The sequence below is a fragment of the Meiothermus sp. CFH 77666 genome (genome assembly GCF_017497985.1).
Classification (GTDB): Bacteria; Deinococcota; Deinococci; order Deinococcales; family Thermaceae; genus Meiothermus.
The window spans coordinates 76,461-97,247 of record NZ_JAGDFV010000012.1 but is presented as its reverse complement, the minus strand read 5'-3'; the positions used below and the strand labels follow the sequence as shown (position 1 = coordinate 97,247).

General features: G+C 61.3%; 20 protein-coding genes. 17 read left to right on the top strand and 3 right to left on the bottom strand.

Annotated elements, in window-relative coordinates:
* Positions 1 to 39: 39 nt before the first annotated feature.
* The 10 genes from J3L12_RS17090 to J3L12_RS08295 all read left to right on the top strand — a co-directional run bounded on the left by J3L12_RS17090 (position 40) and on the right by J3L12_RS08295 (position 10,558).
* Complete coding sequence (locus J3L12_RS17090; protein WP_347708867.1) at positions 40 to 381, top strand: DUF2256 domain-containing protein; 342 nt, start codon at positions 40 to 42, stop codon at positions 379 to 381.
* On the top strand, positions 378 to 746 hold the full coding sequence (locus J3L12_RS08335) for a hypothetical protein (protein WP_243455063.1): 369 nt from the start codon (positions 378 to 380) through the stop codon (positions 744 to 746). Before J3L12_RS17090 ends, J3L12_RS08335 begins: the two co-directional genes overlap by 4 nt.
* 158 nt (positions 747 to 904) lie before the next feature.
* Positions 905 to 1,399 (top strand): fasciclin domain-containing protein, encoded by a 495-nt coding sequence (locus tag J3L12_RS08330; RefSeq protein ID WP_208014589.1) that lies wholly within the window; start codon positions 905 to 907, stop codon positions 1,397 to 1,399.
* A 437-nt stretch (positions 1,400 to 1,836) separates the two neighbouring features.
* Positions 1,837 to 2,496: a DUF4397 domain-containing protein gene (locus J3L12_RS08325; protein WP_208014588.1), complete on the top strand. Its 660-nt coding sequence runs from the start codon at positions 1,837 to 1,839 to the stop codon at positions 2,494 to 2,496.
* A gap of 93 nt (positions 2,497 to 2,589) precedes the next feature.
* Complete coding sequence (locus J3L12_RS08320) at positions 2,590 to 3,879, top strand: alpha/beta fold hydrolase (protein WP_208014587.1); 1,290 nt, start codon at positions 2,590 to 2,592, stop codon at positions 3,877 to 3,879.
* A gap of 45 nt (positions 3,880 to 3,924) precedes the next feature.
* Positions 3,925 to 5,421 (top strand): cryptochrome/photolyase family protein, encoded by a 1,497-nt coding sequence (locus J3L12_RS08315; RefSeq protein ID WP_208014586.1) that lies wholly within the window; start codon positions 3,925 to 3,927, stop codon positions 5,419 to 5,421.
* Positions 5,422 to 5,708: 287 nt separating this feature from the next.
* Complete coding sequence (locus tag J3L12_RS08310) at positions 5,709 to 8,207, top strand: EAL domain-containing protein (protein ID WP_208014585.1); 2,499 nt, start codon at positions 5,709 to 5,711, stop codon at positions 8,205 to 8,207.
* A 63-nt stretch (positions 8,208 to 8,270) separates the two neighbouring features.
* A complete protein-coding gene (locus J3L12_RS08305; RefSeq protein WP_208014584.1) occupies positions 8,271 to 8,903 on the top strand; it encodes an SDR family NAD(P)-dependent oxidoreductase in 633 nt (210 codons plus the stop codon).
* Between the two features lie 27 nt (positions 8,904 to 8,930).
* Entirely contained in the window at positions 8,931 to 9,470 is a 540-nt protein-coding gene (locus J3L12_RS08300; protein WP_208014583.1) for a YceI family protein, read from the top strand.
* A gap of 71 nt (positions 9,471 to 9,541) precedes the next feature.
* The gene (locus J3L12_RS08295) at positions 9,542 to 10,558 is read left to right on the top strand and encodes a hypothetical protein (protein WP_208014582.1); all 1,017 of its coding nucleotides are present in this window, start codon (positions 9,542 to 9,544) and stop codon (positions 10,556 to 10,558) included.
* Between the two features lie 317 nt (positions 10,559 to 10,875).
* Here J3L12_RS08295 and J3L12_RS08290 read toward each other — a convergent pair whose 3' ends face one another.
* Positions 10,876 to 12,225, bottom strand: a complete 1,350-nt coding sequence (locus tag J3L12_RS08290; protein WP_208014581.1) for an FAD-linked oxidase C-terminal domain-containing protein — start codon at positions 12,223 to 12,225, stop codon at positions 10,876 to 10,878.
* A 152-nt stretch (positions 12,226 to 12,377) separates the two neighbouring features.
* On the opposite strand from J3L12_RS08290, the gene J3L12_RS08285 reads away from it, so the two are divergent.
* The 4 genes from J3L12_RS08285 (at position 12,378) to J3L12_RS08270 (ending at position 15,372) form a co-directional block, all read left to right on the top strand.
* Positions 12,378 to 12,809, top strand: coding sequence for a hypothetical protein (locus J3L12_RS08285; protein WP_208014580.1), 432 nt, complete (start codon positions 12,378 to 12,380; stop codon positions 12,807 to 12,809).
* Positions 12,810 to 12,940: 131 nt separating this feature from the next.
* On the top strand, positions 12,941 to 13,327 hold the full coding sequence (locus J3L12_RS08280) for a hypothetical protein (RefSeq protein ID WP_347708866.1): 387 nt from the start codon (positions 12,941 to 12,943) through the stop codon (positions 13,325 to 13,327).
* Between the two features lie 429 nt (positions 13,328 to 13,756).
* Positions 13,757 to 14,206, top strand: a complete 450-nt coding sequence (locus J3L12_RS08275) for a hypothetical protein (RefSeq protein WP_208014578.1) — start codon at positions 13,757 to 13,759, stop codon at positions 14,204 to 14,206.
* A 68-nt stretch (positions 14,207 to 14,274) separates the two neighbouring features.
* Positions 14,275 to 15,372, top strand: coding sequence for a glycosyltransferase (locus J3L12_RS08270; RefSeq protein ID WP_208014577.1), 1,098 nt, complete (start codon positions 14,275 to 14,277; stop codon positions 15,370 to 15,372).
* Positions 15,373 to 15,488: 116 nt separating this feature from the next.
* Here J3L12_RS08270 and J3L12_RS08265 read toward each other — a convergent pair whose 3' ends face one another.
* The gene (locus J3L12_RS08265; protein WP_208014601.1) at positions 15,489 to 16,439 is read right to left on the bottom strand and encodes an aldo/keto reductase family protein; all 951 of its coding nucleotides are present in this window, start codon (positions 16,437 to 16,439) and stop codon (positions 15,489 to 15,491) included.
* 90 nt (positions 16,440 to 16,529) lie between these two features.
* The gene (locus J3L12_RS08260; protein WP_208014576.1) at positions 16,530 to 16,745 is read right to left on the bottom strand and encodes a CDGSH iron-sulfur domain-containing protein; all 216 of its coding nucleotides are present in this window, start codon (positions 16,743 to 16,745) and stop codon (positions 16,530 to 16,532) included.
* Between the two features lie 107 nt (positions 16,746 to 16,852).
* On the opposite strand from J3L12_RS08260, the gene J3L12_RS08255 reads away from it, so the two are divergent.
* The 3 genes from J3L12_RS08255 to J3L12_RS08245 all read left to right on the top strand — a co-directional run bounded on the left by J3L12_RS08255 (position 16,853) and on the right by J3L12_RS08245 (position 20,737).
* Positions 16,853 to 17,254, top strand: a complete 402-nt coding sequence (locus J3L12_RS08255; protein WP_208014575.1) for a VOC family protein — start codon at positions 16,853 to 16,855, stop codon at positions 17,252 to 17,254.
* Between the two features lie 62 nt (positions 17,255 to 17,316).
* On the top strand, positions 17,317 to 19,656 hold the full coding sequence (locus tag J3L12_RS08250) for a penicillin acylase family protein (RefSeq protein WP_208014574.1): 2,340 nt from the start codon (positions 17,317 to 17,319) through the stop codon (positions 19,654 to 19,656).
* Between the two features lie 466 nt (positions 19,657 to 20,122).
* Positions 20,123 to 20,737, top strand: coding sequence for a YIP1 family protein (locus tag J3L12_RS08245; RefSeq protein ID WP_208014573.1), 615 nt, complete (start codon positions 20,123 to 20,125; stop codon positions 20,735 to 20,737).
* Positions 20,738 to 20,787 lie beyond the last annotated feature (50 nt).

Below are 20,787 nucleotides of genomic sequence, written 5' to 3'. Positions count from 1 at the left end.
GACAAAAATCCTATCTGCCCACCGTTGGCTGCCACCAGCATGCCCTCGAGCAAGGGTTTGCACCGGTTGAGGATTTGTGGGCGATCAAGGTCAAACGCTAAAAGCAGGTGTTACCGGGGCAGCCTCAGCCCTCGTCTGACCTGTGACATGCGGCCCGTAACTGGCGACAGCAAACGAGCATCTCTACGAAGCTCTACCCCGATACTCAATTTCCAGGGATTGTATATGCGGTACAAAGGCTTCAAAACACACCTACCGGTCAAGGTATGTCCGGTTTGTGGTCGGCCCTTTCAGTGGCGCAAGAAATGGGCCCAGAACTGGCCGGATGTGAAGTACTGTTCGGAACGCTGCAGAGGCCAGGCCAAAGGGAGGAAGACTTGAGTGAGCTGGTGGGGGAACGCATAGCCCAGCAACTGCTGCTGTGGGCACTGGTGTGTTTGGCGGGCGCTCTTTTCGGTTTGTGGCGCACTCAACATGCCTTCTGGAGGCCGTTCTGGTTCATGACCGGAGTCTGGGCCTTGGTAAACGCGGCGATTGCCTATGGAGGCTGGCTGGGAGCCGAGCCCGACCCAGCAAGCCTCCGCCAGTTCCTTTGGATTAATGCTGGGCTCGATGCCCTGTATGTGGCGGTAGGGCTGGCTTTGTGGCTGCGCCCAAAACCGTTGCAGAAGGGGTTTGGCCTCGCCATCATTGTGCAGGGATGGTTCTTACTGGGCTTCGATGTGTTGCATGCCCTACAAATCTGAACGTAACTTGGACAAATGTTGTACTAATCCTCAACGTATAACGTAGTCATCAGAGGTTGCGAGGTAAGTGTTCATCAGCCCAAAGCCGATACCAACGGCCTGGGTGCAGGTAAAGACTTGACCTCTAACCCAATCCAAGTTGTACAGGGAGGTAGGAAATGAAACTCAAGGCATTGTTTGTAGCAGGCAGCTTGGCCCTGGCCGCCCTCGGCCTGACCCTGACCAGCGCCCAGAGCACCACCCAGAACCAGACCATCGCGCAGATTGTGGCTACCAACCCCAACTTCAGCACCCTGCTGGCCGCCGTCCAGGCCGCCGGACTGGTCCAAACCCTCTCGGGCCCTGGCCCCTTCACCGTCTTTGCGCCCACCAATGAAGCCTTTGCCAAGATACCCAAGGCCGACCTGGATAAACTGCTGGCCGACAAGGCAGCCCTGACCAAGGTTTTGACCTACCATGTGGTGGCTGGACGGGTGCCCTCGAGCCAGGTCGTGAATCTCAAAGAAGCTAAAACCGTGGAGGGGCAAAACGTGACCATTGCGGTGAAGGATGGCAAGGTAATTCTGAACGGCAACTCCACCGTCACGGCAGTGGATATTCAAGCCAGCAACGGGATCATTCACGTGATTGACACAGTTCTTTTGCCCAAATAGCTAGCCCGGGTGCGGCGCCCCCGTCGGTCAGCGGGGGCGCTTTCAAGTTGCGCCTGTACAAGGTTTAGAACCCTTACAGAGCTGCCCATTGCGGCACGAACTACGCAGTATGCTCTGGCAAAAGCCGTAGCAGACGCCCTTTCGTTCCTCCCCTACCGTGTGGGGGAGGTTAGGTGGGGTTGCCGAACAGCGACTTGGTGCAGCCAGTTGATTGCTGGGCCTTGCCCGATACCCTCCCCGGCCCTCCCTACGTGGTAGGGAGGGAGCTCTATGTCAATCCCTCCCGGAAACCCGGAGGTGTACGGACATCTCTACGACGATGTATTTAGTTTTTCCCAGGTAGGGGCTCTGTAGGCCAGAGAGGTTGCTGAACTGCGCGTCTCACGATACGATGACCTGGCAAGTATATAAACCCTGTCGGTAGAAAGGAGCGTCGTATGCGGTGGATGAAATTGATCGCGGGCCTGATGCTGGTGCTGGGTTTTGCCCTAGCTCAGGGGGGTGGCAACACAGCCTTTGTGCGCTTTGCCCATCTGGTGCCCGATGCCCCGGCGGTGGATATCCTCTCCGGCGGTAACAAGGTTTTTGAGGCCCAGGCTTTCAAGGATGTGACCTACTACGCCGAGGTGCCCGCCGGCAGCCTGACCCTGACCGTGCAGACCCCCGGGCAGAACCCGGTGAAGGTGGCCGATGTAGCCATCCGCGTGCAGGCGGGTAAGTACTACACGGTCATGGCGCTGGGTACGGCCTCGACCCTCAAGGCCCGGCTGGTCGAAGACCGCATCGCCCCTGCCGAAGGGGTGGCCAAGGTTCGCATCGTGCATGCCTCGCCGGATGCCCCGGCGGTAGATGTGGCCCTCAAAGGGGGGCCGGTGCTGTTCCGCAACCTGGCTTTCAACCAGATTTCCGGCTACGGCACGGTTCCGGCGGGGGTTTACAACCTCGAGGTACGTCCCACCGGCACCACCACGGTAGCGCTGCCGCTCGAGGGGGTGGGCTTTGAAGGCGGCAAGGTCTACAGCGTCTTTGCGGTAGGCTTGCTGGCCGGCCAGACCCTCGAGGTGATCGTGGTCGAGGATAGTTTTGGCAGCCCATAAGGGCAAAGCAGGCTAGAGGGTGGGCTTCGGCCCACCCTTTTTTGTGGGCTCTGGTCAAGTCTGAACCCCCTGGTGGCCTCAGGATAGAAGGGTATGCGTAGGTGGGTGGTTCTGGCTATGGTTCTGCTGGGTACAGGCCTGGCTCAGCCCGCGCGCTGGACAGGCCAGGCCGAGTACCGGGCTATTCCGGGCGCACCGACGGCAGCGGGGGCGGCTCTGGACCGAAGTTACGTGCTGGTCTACCCGGCCCAGGGAACCCCGCGCGGCACCATCGTTTTGGTGCCGGGGTTCTTGGGGGGTGCCACCAATTTTGAGGCCCTGGCCCGACGGCTGGTGCTGGCGGCCCCTGGCTGGGCGGTCTGGGCCTGGGATCGGCGGGCCAACGGCCTCGAGGACCGCCGGGGCTTTACATCGCCCGACCCCTGGGCCTACTACCAGAACTACCAGCTGCCCGATTTTCCCTTCCTCAAGGACTGGGGCCTGAAGGTACACCTGGACGACCTCGAGCAGGTGGTCGACCAGGCCCGAAGCACCAGTCCTGTGGTGCTGGCCGGGCACTCGCTGGGTGCGAGCCTGGCCTCGCTCTTTGCGCTGTACCGGGGCGATAAAATCAGCGGCCTGATTTTGCTGGATGGCGCACCCCGCCTGATTCCCCTCACCCGTGAGCAATACTTTGGCGGCACCGAAGGGGGTTTTGGGCGGCTGGCCGGGCTCAACGAACTGCTTGAAGGCAGGGCCCCGCCCTACATCAACGCTTTCGGGCTCAACCCGGTGGGCTTTGCCCAGGCCGAAGCCCAGGCCTTCATGACCGCGCAGAACCCCCAGGCCGACGCCCCACCAGGCTGGGTGCCTTTCCGGGCGAGCCGGCTGGCGGCGGCCCTTTCCCGCGTGGACGACCGCTATGCCCTGTCGCCCATTTTCTCGGTCTCGGTGGGGCAGTCCACCGGGCGCGAGGGGATTAGCCTGTTCAGCTTTTTTGTGGGGAGTGTGGTCTACACCATCCGGGGCCCCCGGGGGGGCCGGGTGGAGTGGCGCGATAGCGGCGAGGCCACCGACCCGATGGAATTTATCTCATCGTATGCCAACCCTACCACCGGCTTCTCGGAGTGGTTTTTCCCTTACCGCCTCTCCCTCGACATCTCGGCCTACGATGTGGCCATGCCCGAGCTGAGGCCGCGCTCGCTGGCGTATCCGGTGCTGGCCCTGGGCGCAGGGCGGGGGTTGCTCCCGCAAACCAGCAATTTTCAAAGTGTAGGGGAGGTGTTCCCCAGTACTCGAGTAGACATCCGAATCCTGCCGGGCCTCACGCACCTGGACATCCTGACCAGCCGCAACGGCGCTGCGGTGGGCCCTATTGCGGCTTACCTGCAAGGAGTTCGCTGACAATCTTTGGCCCTAGACCCTTGGCCCCAGGCTCTTGACCTTCGCATGACCCTCTGGATTCTCGGCGACCAGCTCAACCATGCCGCAGTGCAGCAGCTATCGCCCCAGCGGGTGCTGCTCCTGGAGGCCTACGAGCTGGGGCGTACCCCGCCCATGCACCCGCAAAAGCTGGTGCTCTTTTTCAGCGCCATGCGCCACTTTGCCCAGGAGCTGCGGGCGGGCGGAAGGGAGGTCATCTACCTGCAGGCCGATACCCTGCTCGAAGCCCTGCAAGCGTTTTTCCAGGCCTACCCCGGCGAAACCCTGTACCAGATGCAGCCCGCCGACTATGGCTTCGCCGAGCGGGTGGGGGCCATCGTGGAAGGCCAGGGCGGCAGGTATCACCTGCTACCCAACCGGCTCTGGTTGTTGCAGCCGGAGGATTTTGACCGCTGGGCGGGGAAGCGCCAGACCTACCGCCTCGAGTATTTCTACCGCTTTATGCGCCAGCGTACCGGCTACCTGATGCACAAGGGCCAGCCGGTGGGGGGTGCCTGGAACTACGATGCCGAGAACCGCAAGGCGCCGCCCCCAGGCTACCGGCCCCCGGCCCCGCGCCGTTTTGCCCCCGATGCCCTCACACTGGCGGCCTTCGAGACCGTACGGGAGAAGTTCAGGGGGCATTTTGGTTTCCTGGAGGGTTTCGAGTGGCCCATAACCCGGCAGCAAGCCCTACAGGCTCTGGAGGATTTCGTGCAGCACCGTCTGGCGGCCTTTGGCCCCTACCAGGATGCCCTGGTGGAGCAGAGCTGGAGCCTGAATCACTCGCTGCTCTCCCCGGCCCTCAACCTGGGCTTGCTGCACCCGGCCGAGGTGGTGGAGCGGGCCCTGGCCGAGTACGAAAAGGGTGGCATTCCCCTTGCCAGCATCGAGGGTTTTGTGCGGCAGGTGATCGGCTGGCGCGAGTACATCTACCACGTGTACCGCCGCGAGATGCCCGGGCTCCTGCAGGCCAACCAGCTTCAGGCCCACCGGCCTGTACCGCCGCTCTTCTGGGGTGCGCCCACCCGTATGCGTTGCTTATCTACCGTATTGCAGCGCGTTCAGCAGCGCGGCTACGCCCACCACATCGAGCGACTGATGGTGCTGGCCAACTTTGCGCTCCTTTATGGCATCGAACCGCAAGCCCTTAATGCCTGGTTTGTGGCGGCCTTTGTGGACTCCGCCGACTGGGTAATGGTGCCCAATGTGCTGGGCATGGGGGTCTTTGCCTCGCCCATCCTTTCCTCCAAGCCCTATGCGGCCAGTGGGAAGTACATCGCCCGCATGGGCAACCACTGCCAGCACTGCGTTTATAAAGTGGGCGAGACCCTGGGCGAGCAAGCCTGCCCCTTCAACAGCCTGTACTGGGACTTCATGGCCCAGCATCGCGCCCTGCTGGAGGGCAATCCCCGCCTGGGGGTGCTGTACAAGACCTGGGACAAGCGCAGCCTGGAGGAGCAAGCTACCCTTCGCCGCCAGGCAGAGGCGCTGCGCGAACGGATTGCTTTGGGTGAGCTTTGAATGATAATCCGCTCATGGTTGTGCGGCGGGCCGTTACGTGCGAAAACCAACCATCGCAGTGAATCCGCTAGTTCTCGTTGTGAATGAAGGTTTTGCACGTGACCCCGCTAGCGGCACAAACGTTACCTGGTTATGAAGTGTAAATAACGTTAGATGGGACATTTTTCTCCTGTAGACTCACAACGTGCAGATGCAACTACAAGAAGCACGCGGCAGGCCGTGAATGCGACCATCATTCAGATGCTAGCGTATAGACTGAAGAGCATATTCGAGGGGAGGTTGGGTTTTTGCTAGCACAGTGGACGACCTGGCTACTGCAGCGGAGGCTCGAGCTGGTGCTGGGTCTGGTGGGGCTTGGGGTATATTCGCTTGTTTTCCCCGCACTGTACTCGCTGTATGGCTACTATTTGCTGGTTCTCTCGTTACCGGCATTGCTTTTGCTGAGCTGGAGTCTGGGCCTGTGGGGTGCAGGGTTGGTGGGGGTGCTCAATGCACCCCTCCAGATGTTCTTGCTCAACACGGTAGAGGCCCAGTGGGAATCGGGGCTGACCAACTTTGCCCAACTGATGACCGGCGCAGGGCTGGCGGCCTGCCTGGCGATGGGGCTGTTCCGATTTCAGTATGACCGCCGTTGGGCTGCGGAAGTGGCTATGCGGAAAAGCCAGGCCCAGGCTGAGGAGCGCAACCTCGAGCTCGCCCTTTTCTCCAAGGTGCGCGACGGGCTGGCCCGCGACCTCGAGCCCGCCGCCTTGATGCGTGGGGTGGTGGATACCCTGCATGAACATCCGCGCTTTGACAGTGTGGCAGCCTATCAACCCAACGGCGAGGGCCTGCGTCAGATCTGGTCGGGCGGTAAGCAAACCCTGCCTGATCATTTTGGCCCGACCCACGAGATTGTGCTGCGGGCGGCCCGCTCCGCCGAAACGGTGGTGCTGTACAGCACCGAAGAGCGCAGCAAGGCCGGTTTGCTGGGAGAGCGTAGCCTGATTGCGGTACCTTTGCTGGTAAAGGGCAGCGTCCAGGGGGTGCTGCTTGCCAGCAGCCGTACCGCGGATTTTGAGCAGCGCGACGTGCGCTTTTTGGAAGGGGTCGCTGGGCAACTCAGTCTGGCCATAGACCGCGCCCAGGTCTACGAAGCCCTGCGCGAACAGGAAGCCATTTACCGCACCCTCCTGGAAACCTTACCCGATGCGGTAGCGCTATACGATGGCTCCAAGGTGCTCTACCTCAACCCGGCTGGCTTGCGGGCGCTGGGCTATGAGCGCCTGGAGGAGGTGGTGGGGCAGCCCCTGACCCAGTTGGTGCACCCCGAGTCGTTGCCACGGGTGGCCGAGCGGGTGCAGCGCATTCTGGGGGGCGAGCCCGACACGGTGGAGGAGATTCGGTTGGTGGCCCGGGAGGGGCGTGAACTCGAGGTCGAGGCTCTGGGCGTGCTGGTGCAGATTGCCGGCCACAAACAGGTCATGATTTCCATCCGCGATGTGGGTGAACGCAAGCGCCAGCAAGCCCGTATCGAGTATCTGGCCTACCACGACCCCCTCACCGACCTGCCCAACCGCCGTAAGCTGTGGGCGGTGGCCGAGACGGTTTTTGTGGCCGACCGCCGCAAGCGCGAGACCCCGGCCCTGATCTACCTTGACCTGGACAATTTTAAAGTCGTCAACGACACCCTGGGCCATCAGGTAGGCGATGAACTCCTGCGCCAGATTGCCCAGCGCATTAAGGAGGTGCTGCGCCAGGGCGATCTGCTGGCCCGCATGGGGGGCGACGAGTTTGCGGTACTGCTGCCCTCCGCCGACCGCACCTCGGCCCTGGCCGCAGCCCGCCGGGTAAATGGGGTCTTCGACACGCCCTTTACCCTGGGCGAGCACGCCATTCACGCCCAGGCCAGCCTGGGGGTGGCGCTCTACCCCGAGCACGGCCAGACCCTCGACGAACTGGCCCGCGCCGCCGATGTGGCCATGTACCAGGCCAAGCACGCCCGCACCGCGATTGCCATCTACGACCCCACCCAGGACATCAACTCCCTGGAGCGCCTCGAGACCGTACAGCAACTCCGCAAGACCATTCAGGAGGGCCGCTTCCTGATCCAGTACCAGCCCATCCTGAACATTCAGAGCCGCCATGTGAGCAAATGGGAAGCCCTGGTGCGCTGGGAACACCCCGCCCGCGGCCTTTTACACCCCGGCGAGTTTGTGCCCCTGGCCGAAGAGGCCGGTCTGATTGGCGAACTTGATCTGGCCGTGCTCAAACAAGCCGTGCAGGATCAAAGGCGGCTGGGCGGTGAGCTGGCCATCAATTTTTCTGCCGTTACCCTGGCCCACCCCAACTGGGTGCGGGAGGTGGTGCGCTCGCTGGTCGAGGAGACGCTCCAGCCCAGCATGTTATGGCTCGAGATCACCGAGTCGGCCTTGTTGCCCGAGCGGCAGAAATGGTTGGGGGGGCTGGTGGCGTTGCGCGGGCTGGGTGTGCGGGTGGCCCTCGACGACTTCGGCATGGGCTACTCCTCGCTGGCCCACCTCAAACAAGTACCCATTGATCTCATCAAAATAGACAAAAGCTTCGTGAGTGAAATCGGCAGCAACCGCGCCTCCGAAGACATCCTGCGGGCCATGCTGCAACTGGCCAATGCGTTCGGCCTCAAGACCCTGGCGGAAGGGGTGGAGAACCGGGCGCAGCTCGAGTGGCTGGCCCGCCATGGCTGCCACTATGCCCAGGGCTACTACATTGGCCTGCCGATGTCCGCTGATCAGGCGACCAAAGAAGTATTCTCCAAGGCGTTTTGAGGTTGTTCCCTGATTTGCTTCTGCCCCACGGTGTAAAAACCACAACAACCGTACGCTCAAAGCGTGAATACCCTGTTGATTGGAGCCACGGGCGGTATTGGGCAGTCGTTAGCGCGTCATCTGGCAGGCCGGGCAAGCCGTTTGTGGCTTTCCGGGCGCAATGGGCAGACTCTGGCCAGCCTGGCCCGCGACCTTAGCGCACTGGCGGTTCCTGCCGAGCTCGGCAACGAGCTCGAGGTACAGGCCCTGGCCGAGGAGGTGGGGCCGCTGGACCTGCTGCTGTATGCGGCGGGGGCAGTGCAGAAGGCGGGTCTGCGCGAACAGAGCATGGCCGACCTCGAGCGCATCACGGCGGCGAACCTGGGGGGCCTGGCCTTACTGCTCAAATATGCCCGGTTCAACCCCCAGGCCCGGGTGGCGGTGCTGGGCGTATACCCCGAGTTGATTGCAGTTCCCGGGCTCTCGGCGTACCTGGCGACCAAGCTTGGGGCCGAGGGCCTGCTAAACGTGGCCCGCAAGGAGTTCCGCCGCGAGGGGGTGCGTTTCTGCCTGGTGCGCTTGCCTGCCGTCGCCACGGGTTTGTGGGCTCCCCTGGGTGGGGCTCCCAAAACGGCCCTGCATCCAGATGAGGTGGCGATGCGTATTTTGGGGGGAGTTCTGGCCGAGCCCGTCCCGGAGGTACTTGAAGTCCGGTAGACGCGCCTCAAGAACAGGAGAGAAACCATGATTCACCGCAAATTCTTCATCCCCCTGCTGGTTGGCTTGTTCTGTGGCCTGTCGCAGGCCCAGACCAACCAGTACGCCATTGAAGGGCGGGTGACCTATGCGGCCAGCTACAGCCTGGGCCGCTGGGAAGGAACCAATACCAGCGTGCGCGGCATGGTGCGCTGGAACAACCAGACCGGCGAGGCTTCGGGCCAGGTGTGTGTGGAGCTGGGCCGTTTCGACTCGGGCAATGTCCTGCGCGATGCCGATGCTCGAGGGGTGTTTGATGTCAACCGCTTCCCCCAAAGCTGCCTCGAGGTCGAACGGCTGGTACAGACCGGCGAGGATGCCGTGCTGAGCGGCACCCTGGAGATTAGCGGCACCCGGCGGGCAGTGCGGATTAGCGGCAAACTGACCCGTGAGGGCAGTACCTATCGGTTTGTCGGGGGGTTCAGCACCAGCTTTTCGGAGTGGAAACTAAACCCGCCCAGCCTGCTGTTCCTTCGCGTCAACGACCCGGTGGAGGTGCGCCTCGAGGCCCGGGCCACGCTGCGTTAAGTAAAGCAAAGTTAAAGCACTCCTTGAACTTTGCTTCAAAACAGGTTGATAGGCTCAGTAGAGGAGGTTCCATGCAGAAACAAACCCTTCTGCTTTGGGCCCTGGTTTCGTTGCTGGGATGCAACGCACCGGATGCCAGTCCCCCGGTACTGCCACCCGGCCAACCCGCGCCTGTGGCGGGGCAGGCCTGCCCGGACTGGGTACACAACCGTCACACGGTGCGCGGCCCCGACGGGGAGCTGTATCCAACCTGGCACCCACCAGTGGATCCCGAGTACAACTGCTACTTTACCCACGAACACGGCGACGACCCCCGCACCAGTCTGGCCAACCCGGATCTGCCACCTTTCGGCTACGTGGGTAAGCTGGCCGGCATGCCCGAGGCCCACGAGGGCTTCAAGGTGTTTGTGGCCAACCGGGGCACCCGCAACGACGAAGACCGCACTGCCCTGACCAGTACCCGTATCGTGGCCCACATGGGCACCGGCGGGGTGCGGCGTTACAGCGTGCGCCAGCACTCCCTGATGTTCGACCTGGTGGCCCCCAGTGGACACCGGGTAAGCGTACAGGGTATGGCCGACACGGGCCTGGTGGGCTCCATCTGCGAGCGCGACCCTACCCTGAACGACGCCGATCCCAATAACGACATTGGCCGCAGCGTGATGACCCTTCCCGGAACCGGCTGCCACACCCAGAGCCCAGGCTCGCTCTACGAAATCTGGGCCTTTAAGCTGCGCCTGGCCGACAAGGTGGAGGTGATCGCCTCCACTGCCGCCTTCGACCCCATCACCACCATGAACCCGGCCAACCTGAGCGAGTTGCACTACACCGAGCAGGTGTTCAGGGGCTTCACCGGCTTGCGCGGCTGCAACCGCGAGTCCTACCACGGGCCGGTCTACTGGTACAACGCGAACGGCCCCGAGGTGTTTTTTACCGATGCCTTTGGCAAGGCCGGGGGGCCTATCCGACAGTTCGTCTCGCGCCACAACGATATCGGCATCTGGATGTCGCAGCGCTCGGATGGCTTCCTGAACCAGTTCAAGCTACCTAAAAACCACTGTGCGCCGGGGCTGGGCCTTCTAAACTAGCCACGCACTGCGGTAGCTGTAGAGGATGCTCACACAGCAGGTTTGCGCCGTGGGCCTCGAGTTCTCCCCGGCTTCCATAGCCCCCCACAGAGCGCACCGGGTGAGCCCTGGCTGCTTGGAGCAGGGTTACGTAGACCACCCTATTGTAGGGCTGTCTTCATGCCTCGGATTGCGTCTCCACTATCGCTTTTAAGCAGGAGTAAGCCTGCATCAATGCAGCGTATGCCGGTGTGGGGCCTTGCTCGAGATCCTCCCCAACCCTCCCAACGCCGTGGGGTAAGGGTCAACTCGCCCCGTGAGCGTCTGACAGGAACCGCTCAATCGAAAATCTTACCTGGGTTGAGCAGGTTCTGGGGGTCGAAGAGCTGCTTGATCTGCCGCATCCAGTCCAGGGCGGGGCCGTGTTCTTTGGAAAGGTATTTTTTCTTGCGCAACCCCACCCCGTGTTCGCCGGTGCAGGTGCCACCCAGGGCCAGGGTGTGCTCTACCAGTCGTTCAGAGAATACCTCGGCTCGCTGATCGCCCGGTTCGCACACCACCAGGGTGTGAAAATTACCGTCGCCCACATGCCCCAGGATGTTGCCGGTCAGGCCCAGCTCGTGCAGCAAGCGGCTGGAGTACTCCACCAGGTCGGGCATTTTAGAGATGGGCACAGCGGTATCGGTGGAGAGGTACTCCTTGCCGGGAAACAGGTTGACCAATGCCCAGTAGGCCTGGTGCCGGGCCTCCCACTGGGCGGTGCGCTCCTCCTGGGTGCGGGCGCTGTCTATGCTGATGGCCCCGGCTTCTTGCATCAGCCCCAGGGCCATGCTCGACTCGGCTTCCAAGGCTTCTTTGGTTGAGGAATGAAATTCCACAAACAAAGCCGGTTTTTCGGGGTAGCTGCGGGCCAGGTAGCGGTTGATGGCCCGAATGCCCACCTCGTCCACCAGTTCCAGCCTGGCCACCGGCAGCCCACTGGCCATCACGGCGTAGGCAGCCTGGGCGGTGTCGGAAAGACTTTCGAAGAAGACCCGCAAGGTGTGGATGTGCTCGGGGATGGGGTGCAGCCTCAAGGTCAGCCGCGTGATGATGCCCAGGGTGCCTTCGGAGCCGATGAACAGATCCTTGAGGTTGTAGCCTGCGCTGGTTTTGCGAACCCCCCGGCCCAGTTCCAGCACCTGGCCGCTGGCCAGCACCACCTGCAACGCCAGCACGTTCTGCCGCATGCCACCGTAGCGCACGGTGGTGGTGCCCGAGGCATTGGTGGCCGCCATGCCGCCCAGGCTGGCATCCGCACCGGGGTCTACGGGAAAAAACAATCCGGTGCCCTTGAGGGCTTCGTTCAGGGCCTTGCGGGTCAGGCCCGGCTCCACCACCGCCATGAAGTCCTGGGGCCGAACCTCAAGCACGCGGTTCATCCTGGAAACATCGAGCGAGATGGCCTGTCCCTGGGGGATCACGTGCCCTTCGATGCTGGTGCCGGCCCCGAAGGGGATCACCGGCAGGTGGTGCTCCTGTGCCCAGGCCAGGGTGGTCTGAATGTCTGAAAGGCTCTCGGCAAAGACCACCGCCAGGGGTGGGCGGCGCACGGGGTAGCTTTCGTCTTTGCCGTGGGTCTCGAGGTCGGCAGGAGCAGTGCTGACCTTTTGAGGCAAGAGGTTTTTCAGGCTTTCCAGCATGACCATAGCCTAACCTGAACGGAAGATAGGCAGCGTGTCTTGCCGCCCCCTGGTTTGGTGATATTTAGCCCGTAAAAGAACCCTGAGCGTTAAGTAAATCCGGTTGGTGACGAATGCGCCGAACAACCCGGCATAAGCTGCTACCCTGACCCTTGGCAATGAGTACCTTGACCGACGTCCACCAACCTACCGTGCGCGAAAACCTGCAACAACTCCTTTCAGATGCTTGGAACCAGCTCGAGCAGCAACCTCTGGAGGCGGCAGTGCTGGCTCGCAGGGCAGAACATCTGGCACGGCGCTCCGGCAATAACCGGGCCTGGGCCCAGAGCCTTTTTATCTGGGGGGTGAGCACCCTTTACGAGGGGGATAGCCACGCGGCCATTGGGCTCTTGTCGAGGGCGCTGGCGGTGTATCGCTTTCTATATGACGAGCAGGGACAGTGGTCTTGCCTGAAAGCCATTGCCCTGGCCTGGGGCAACCTGGGCGATGCGGTACAGGCCCTCGAGACCCACTCACAGGCAAACGCCTTCAAACGCCAGACCGAGTATGCCAGCAAAGCCCGCTGGCTGCGCTGGTTAGCAGCAAACTGAGATTTTTCCAAGATTTGACACTTTCGCTACTGGAGTGTCAAGGCTCGTATGGTCTTATTCGTCGTCCAGCACGGGTAATTTGCGCTTGACCGTGCGCCGGCTTTATTGCAAGCTGAGGTATGGCGAGTGCTGTGAAACGTGAAGTGTGGCAGGACGTGGAGGTGAGCCTGGAGCTTTCGCTCGAGTTCGACCCCGAAGAGTTTTTGCGGCGCCATCCGGGCCTGGCGCTGGTGCTGGCAGAGCTGCTAATCGGGCCGCCCCGGCGCTGGCGCGACCCTGCCGAGCTGTTGCCCTATGCCGGTTGCAAGAGCCTGGAGGCCAAGCTACCCCGTCTGCGTTTCAGCCCCCTGGAAACCCGCCCGCTGGGTCAGGCCCTCGACAGGCTGTTTACGGCCCTCGAGTTCAGCATTGTCGGGCACAAGGTGATGGCGGTGCCGCCGCCCAGCAAAGCCCTCGAGCTGCCCGAGGGCTGGCGGGCACGCAGTGGGGTGTGGCTGTGCCACCAGCCGCTTGGCTGAGGCAAGTCCATCCATTTGGCCAGGCCGCTCTCACAACGCATACCAAATCTAGGCGTGCCTCTTGCCTTCTCTCCTGAGCGGGAGAAGGTGGTGACACCCCGACTGAGCTATTTGGTAGCAGTGACAGGAACGCGACTGACTGCGCCTGGGGTGTTGCCGGATGAGGGGGCATGGTTAACCTCTCGATAACTCGTGAGGTTGGTGTCACCTGTAGTTATGCAAAAGCTGTGTATTTTGGACTAATCGCCCTCTCAATTCCCCGAGCCTGTATTTCTTACGTTCCCCAAAAAGCAATACCTAGACGGGGTATCTGGGTATGGCCCGATATTAAGTGCCAACACCTGTACTTTGACGCCGCCGATTGCTATACTTGATAGGTTGCCGTGGAAACGTTTACACAGCGTTTCTTACGGTATGAAGGAGTTTGAAGTGAGCCGGTCGTATATGGTTGATTGCGGCGAAATGGTCGAAAAGGTGGAGGCGCTCATTGCTCGAACCTGGCAACTGTTGATTGACCGCGAGGAAAGCCTCGAGTACAAAAACACCGTTCGGAAACTGGGGCTGGAAATTGAACAGCAAGCCCGCAACCTGGGCAGCGAAAGTGCTTATGCCATGTCCCAGCTGATTCTGGGGGTGAACGCCCTGGATCGCCACCAACCCGACGAGGCAGTGCAGCGCCTGACTACAGCCCTGACCCGCTTCCGCTGGCAGTCCGATGTGTACCACGAATGGTTCAGCCTGGCTGCCATTGCCCAGGCCTGGTATCTGCTGGACGACTACGACCAGATGCACGAAACCCTGGTAGGTGCCAAAGACCTCTCCCAGCCCAGCACCCAGGATAAGGTTCGCTGGCTCGACCGACTCGGCATGATTCGCTGATGCGGCAAACCATACCAATCTTCAAATGGTCTAATCTATAGGAGCATGGCCCTGCGGCCATGCTCTTTATGCCACAGCGCATCCTATTGGTCTATACCAAGGCGGGGGGCGGGCATTTTGCCCTGGCCCAGAACCTGCACAAACTGCTAACCGAACTCGAGCCCGAATCCGAGATTCGCCTGTTCAATTTTTTCGATGTGGGGCCGCGCTGGATTGCCCAAGCCATTCAGGACGGCTACAACTTTGCCGTCAACAAACAGCGCTGGTTGTTTACGGTGTTTCAAGCCTTCTACCAGACCCGCCCGGCCATTCAGTCCTTTGCGCGGGTACTGGGGATGCGTCTGGCTCCGGCCATCAACGAATACCTGGAGGAGTTTCGCCCCGACAAGATCATTTACTGCTATCCAGTTAACCACGGTTTTCGCCGACTGCCCTACGTGCGGAAGCATAAACCCAAGACCCTTACGGTGGTGAGCGATATTTTCAGCCCGCACCTGTACTGGTTCATTGATACCAAAGACCAGTACGTGGTGGCTAGCCCCGAAGCCTACAGCATTGCAAGGCGCTACCGGGTTCCCCCTGAAAACCTGCACTACTTCCAGACCCTGATTGACCCCAAATACGACCAAACCCTGGCGCCCGAGGAGGTGGCCCGCCTGCGCCAGGAGTGGGGCCTGATTCACCCTTACACCGTACTGGTGACGGGAGGTGGGGCGGGTCTCAAAATCAGCTTTGGCCTGGTGCGTGAGTTGGTCAAAATTGAGGGTATCAATGTGGTGGTGGTGTGTGGCTACAACCAGAAGCTCTACCGCCAGCTCGAGGCTTTCAAGCAAAAGAACCAGATTGCCAACCTGATTCTGTTTGGGTTCACCAAGCAGATGTACGAACTGATCAACGTTTCCAACGTGGTGGTTTCCAAGGCGGGCCCTGCTACCATTGCCGAGGTGCTTTCGCAGCACAAAGACCTAATTGTTTGCGATTATGTGTGGCCGCAGGAATACGGCAACGTCGAACTCATTCTGCACGAAAAGCTGGGATACTACATTCGCCAGCCCCGCAAAATTGCCGCCAAGATACGCGAACTCAAAGATCGGCCTCAGGAACGCAAAACCCTCAACCTGCAAAACGACATCGTTCGGCTAGCCAAGTACATCCTGGCGTTGTGAGGCTGGAGGCCCGAAGCCGAAGGCTGGAAGCGGAACCATGTCGGGTGAATGCCGTAAACCGGGTTTCCGCGCCAAAGTTCCGAAAAAAGCCTTCGGCGTTTAGCTTTGGGCCATCTTCAGGCTTTGCCCAGAATCTTCTCGATGCGCTCCAGAGCCTCCTGCGGCAAATCCACCCCTGCAGCCCCCAGGCTTTCCTTGAGCTGTTCGGGTTTGGTGGCCCCGGTAATGGCACTGCTCACGCCCTTTTGCCGCAAGACCCAGGCCAGGGCCAGCTGGGTACGGGAGAGGCCCAGCTCGCTGGCCACCTTTTTGAGGGCCTTGACCTTTTTCACATTCTCGTCGGTCAGGAAGCGGCTACCAAACTGCGGGTAGCGCTCGAAGCGGCTGTCTTTGGGAATGCCCTTGTCGTAGCGCCCGGTGAGCATCCCCATGGCCAGGGGGCTCCAGACCACCATGCCCAGTCCAAAGCGCTCGGCCTCGGGCAGGATTTCTTGCTCGACCCGTTCGCGGTAGAGCATCGAGTATTGCGGCTGCTCCACTGCAGGCGGATGCAGGCCGTTGGCCCTGGCAAACTGCACGGCCTCCACAATGCGGGCTGCCGGCCACTCCGAAGTCCCCCAGTAGAGCACCAGGCCCCGGTCTACCAGGTTGCTCATGGTGGTCACAATCTCTTCCATGGGCACCTCGGGGTCGTGGCGGTGGCAGAAGTAGAGGTCGAGGTAGTCGGTGCCCATGCGCTTCAGGCTGCGCTCCAGGCTTTCCCGCACGTGCTTGCGCGAAAGGCCCCGTCCGTTGGCATCGTCGCTGGTGGGCCAGAAGACCTTGCTCGAGAGAACCAGCTCGTGGCGGGGGAACTGCTCCAGCAGGGCCTTGCTCATCAGCTCCTCGGCCAGCCCCTTAGCGTATACATCGGCGTTGTCGAAGAAATTGACGCCGCCCTCGTAAGCGATGTGGGTGATCTCTTTGATTCGCTCGAGGTCGTTGACGGCATCGCCATAGGTGACCCAGGCACCCAGCGAGATTTCCGAGACCTTCAGGCCCCATTGACCAAGTTTGCGATAGCGCATGGGCATGATAACCTCCGCCCGCTATCTTATGGCTTGCAGGCGGGCTCAGTGTGTTTTTGCTCTCTTTGAGCTAAGCTCGAGCCAGACGGCTTAGGAGTCAGTCTTGAGTTCGATAACGGCTGCCGGGGCCACGAATCCGGCGGTCTTGTGCGCTCCATCGCAAAAAGGCTTGTTGGCCGAGTGGCCGCAACGGCAGAGTGAAACCCTGGGCTTTTCGATGACAACCTCCTGTTCGCCCTGCCGAAGCACCAGCTTACCGCCCGTCTCGATACCAATGGAGCCGTTTTCTCTGAACTCAATCTTCATGGCCGAATTGTACCGCCCCAGGCGGCACCGGAAAATGGTTACAGACCCGAGTATCATCCAGGCTGCCAGGTTTGACCGTTGGCCCCGTGCAACTCAGAATGTGCTTGATGTATACGACCCGGCTGGCCTATGTTCACCTGACCGTGCGGCATCTGGAATCTGCCGTGACTTTCTACACCCGTTTTTTGGACTTGCAGCTCACAGAGCGCTTCGGGGCCACCGCGCTGCTGGTTTCCTCGGAAAATACGGGCCACTTCGAGCTGGCCCTGACCGAAGGAGAGCCCACCGGAACCGCCGGGCTGGGGTTTGAACTGGCCTCCGAGGCAGATTTCGAGGCTGCGAAGGAGTTTGTAAGGCTCGAGGGGGTACCCTACAAACTGGAAGACCGGGGTGTTGCATATGTGCTGACCCTACAAGACCCCGACGGGAACACGGTGGAGCTTTTTTTGGATCGGCGCAAGCGGGGCGGGCGGGCCTTCTGGCGCGGTGAGAGTGAGCTAATCGGCTGAAGTTTCTCCAAGGGGTGCTTGGCAGGTCTGGCTTTATACTGGGGCCAAAGCAGGGAGGAACCATGCGTTGGTTGCGATTTTTGGGGCGTTTGCTGCTGATATTGGTGGGCCTGGTGCTGCTCCTGGGGGTGGGTGGCTGGTTCTGGCTGCGTGGGGCAACCCTTCCCCAGCATGAGGGCAGGCTGGCCCTCAAAGGGCTCTCTGCGCCCGTGGAGATGAACCGCACTGCTGAAGGGGTACTCCACATCAAAGCCCAGACCGACGCCGACGCCTTTTTTGCCCTGGGAGTGGCCCATGCCCAGGATCGGCTGTGGCAGATGGAGTTCCAGCGACGGGTAGGTGCGGGGCGATTGTCCGAGGTCATCGGAAAGGCCACGCTGGATCAGGATCGCTTCTTACGCACCTGGGGTTTCTATCGGGCCGCCGAACAGGCCTATACCGGGCTGTCGCCCTATGCTAGGGCCGCGGTGGATGCCTATGTGGCGGGCATCAATGCCTACCTGGACAGCAACCCGCCCTTGCCCCTGGAGTTCCGTCTGCTGGGTTTCCGGCCCGAGCCCTGGAAACCTGCCGATGTGCTGGTCTGGGCCAAGATGATGTCCTACGACCTTTCGGGCAACTGGCGCAGCGAACTCCAGCGCTTGCAGTGGGCAGCCCAGGGCATGAGCCCGGAGCGGATGACCAGACTCAAGCCGCCCTACCCCGCCGACGCCCCGACTGTGCTGCAAGCCGAGGATCTCCAACAACCCCCACCCCCCCGGCCCGATGGGGAGTCGGCTCGCACCCTGCTCAGCCTGGCCTCCGAACTGCCCAAAGCGTTTCATCTGCCCGGTGAGCCGATGGCCCGGGCCTCCAACAACTGGGTGATTGGCCCTTCGCGAACCGGAAGTGGCAAACCCTTGCTGGCCAACGACCCGCACCTGGGGTTAGGAGCACCCTCGGTGTGGTATCTGGTGCACATGGAGGCCCCAACCTACAAGGCCATGGGTAGTAGCTTTCCGGGGCTGCCGGCAGTGGTGATTGGCCGCAACGAGCGCATCGGCTGGGGGGTTACGACGGTAGGGGCCGATGTACAAGATCTTTACATCATGGAAGAGGTTGCGGGGGGCTATCGTTACAAGGGGCAGGTGGAGCCCTGGCGTATCCGCACCGAGGTGATCAAGGTCAAGGGTGAACCCGAGGTGACTCTGCGGGTGCGGGAAAGCCGCTATGGGCCGGTCATCAACGATGTGGTGAATAATCCGGGTGCAAGGCCGCTGTCGCTACGCTGGACCAGCCTGGACGCCACTGACCGTACCATGGAGGCTTTTTTGGGCATTGCCCGGGCGCAAAACTGGGAACAGTTCAAAGCTGCGCTGGCTCTCTACAACGCCCCCAGTCAGAACTTTGTTTATGCCGATGTGGACGGCAACATTGGCTACATGGCCCCGGCCCGCTTTCCCATCCGCAAGCCCGGTCATTCGGGCCTGATGCCCGTACCGGGCGATGGCAACTGGGACTGGCAGGGCTACCTGCCGCAAGACCAGTGGCCCCAGGTTTACAACCCCAAAGAAGGTTTCATCGTAACCGCGAACAACAAGGTGACTGCACCTAACTATCCGCACACCATCTCGCTCGAGTGGGAGGAACCTTACCGCGCCCAGCGCATCCGGGAGCTGATTCTGGCTAAAGAAAAGCTCTCTTTGGAGGATATGGTAGCCATGCAGCAGGACATTACCAGCCTGCTGTACCGGGAGTTTAAGCCTGTGCTCGAGGTGCTCAACCCGCTCTCGGAAAACGCCCGGCAGTGGAAAGCCCGCTTGCTGGCCTGGGACGGGGTGATGCGGGCCGAGCAGGTAGAGCCCACGGTCTTTCAGGCCTGGTACACCGAGCTCACCCGCCTGCCCAGCAAGGAGGTGGGACAGGAGTTCTGGGAACAGCCCCGGTATGTGCTCGAGGCCATGCGCCAGGGCGACCCGGCCTGCCAGACCGGCGACACCCAGACCTGTCTGGACTTTGCGGCGCTTGCCCTAGACCGGGCGCTGGATCGCTTCAACAACAACCCCCCGCGCTGGGGCGAGATCCACCGGGCCACCTTTCCCCATGCCATTCTGACCAACGTTTCACCCCTGAACCGCCTTGCCGACCGCTCAGTGCCTCATGGGGGCGACCGTTACACCCTCAACCGCGCCTCTTACGACCCCAGCAACTTCAAGATGACGGTGGGAAGCAGCTACCGCCACATCCTGGACTTTTCCGACCTCGAGCGCTCCTTGTTCATTCACCCCATGGGCCAGTCCGGGGCACTACTCTCCGGCAACTACGACAGCCTCCTGCAAAAGTGGGCCAGTGGTCGGTACCTGCCCATGCGGATGGGGGAGACGGGCTTCAGAACACGGCAGACTTTGGAACCCCAGCGGTAAAGCGGAGCGCCGGGTTCACCGAGTAGATGCAGTATGAACTACCGTTCACCCCAAACTTTGATGAGTATTACCGGAATTAGCTGGATGGTCATTTTGGAGTGGCATTCCTATCCCCCTCATCCGGCGACTAATTTGGCATGAACCGGCTAGTTATGGTTTTTTGATGAGCCTGCTTGCTCCTAACGGGAGCCTGGGGGAAACAAACCGCGACCCTCGAGGCGTTTGCAATCAATACCAGGCTCGACCGAAGGAACTGCGCCAGGATTCAAAAAGACCGCCTCCAGGGCTTTGGGTTTGGCCAACTGTCTTTTTTGAATCCGGTATAAGATTGGGGTGGGGGACTTCAGCATTGCCCGGAAGCGGCTTTGTTATGCCCGTGCCCCTCGGATGGAACCACCAGCCGCTAAAGCCCCCGGTCTGATATTCCGCGATCTATACGAAGTTTGGCACAAAAGAGGTGGGAACTATGTGGGATGTTTTGTGGCAACCCGGCCAATTTTTCAAGGCCCTGGCAGAGCGCAAGCCTAATTTTGTGGCTCCATTTTTCATCGTTGTGGCCAGTACAGTGGCAGCCTCGTTGGGGCAGGTGTTGCTGGTTCGACTCCTGCCCAGCTTTGTGCCGGGGGGATTGCCCGTGCAACTGGTGTTTGCGCTTTTGGGAGGGGTGGTATTTGGCATGCTGCTGTGGGGGTTGGGGGGACTGATTATTCGCCTGCTGGCCGGGCCGGATAGCCGGGCCTGGGAGGTCTATGGTTGGGCCTCGGTACCGGCTTTGCTGGTGGGGCTGGTGCTGGTTCCGCTGGGGGCCTTGTTTCCCATCACCGGCGATCTTTCCCCCCTGCCACCGGCCACCGACCCCGAGGCCCTGCGGGCCTGGCAGCGCGAGTATCAGCAGGTGGTCGGGGCGGCCATCGGAACCCGCGTGCTACAAGGGCTGGGGATTGCAGGTTCATTGTGGTCGTTCTGGATTATCTGGTCGGGCCTCAAGGTGCTGGCCCCCAGCCGGGCACTCCTGGCCACTTTGGGCGTGGCGGTGGTTTCGCTGGCCTTCACGCTGTGGGGCATTCTGGCCCAGCGCTAGGGGCCTGTTCAGGTTTGGCTGGGGTAGGCCCGCTTCAACTTCAACTGACT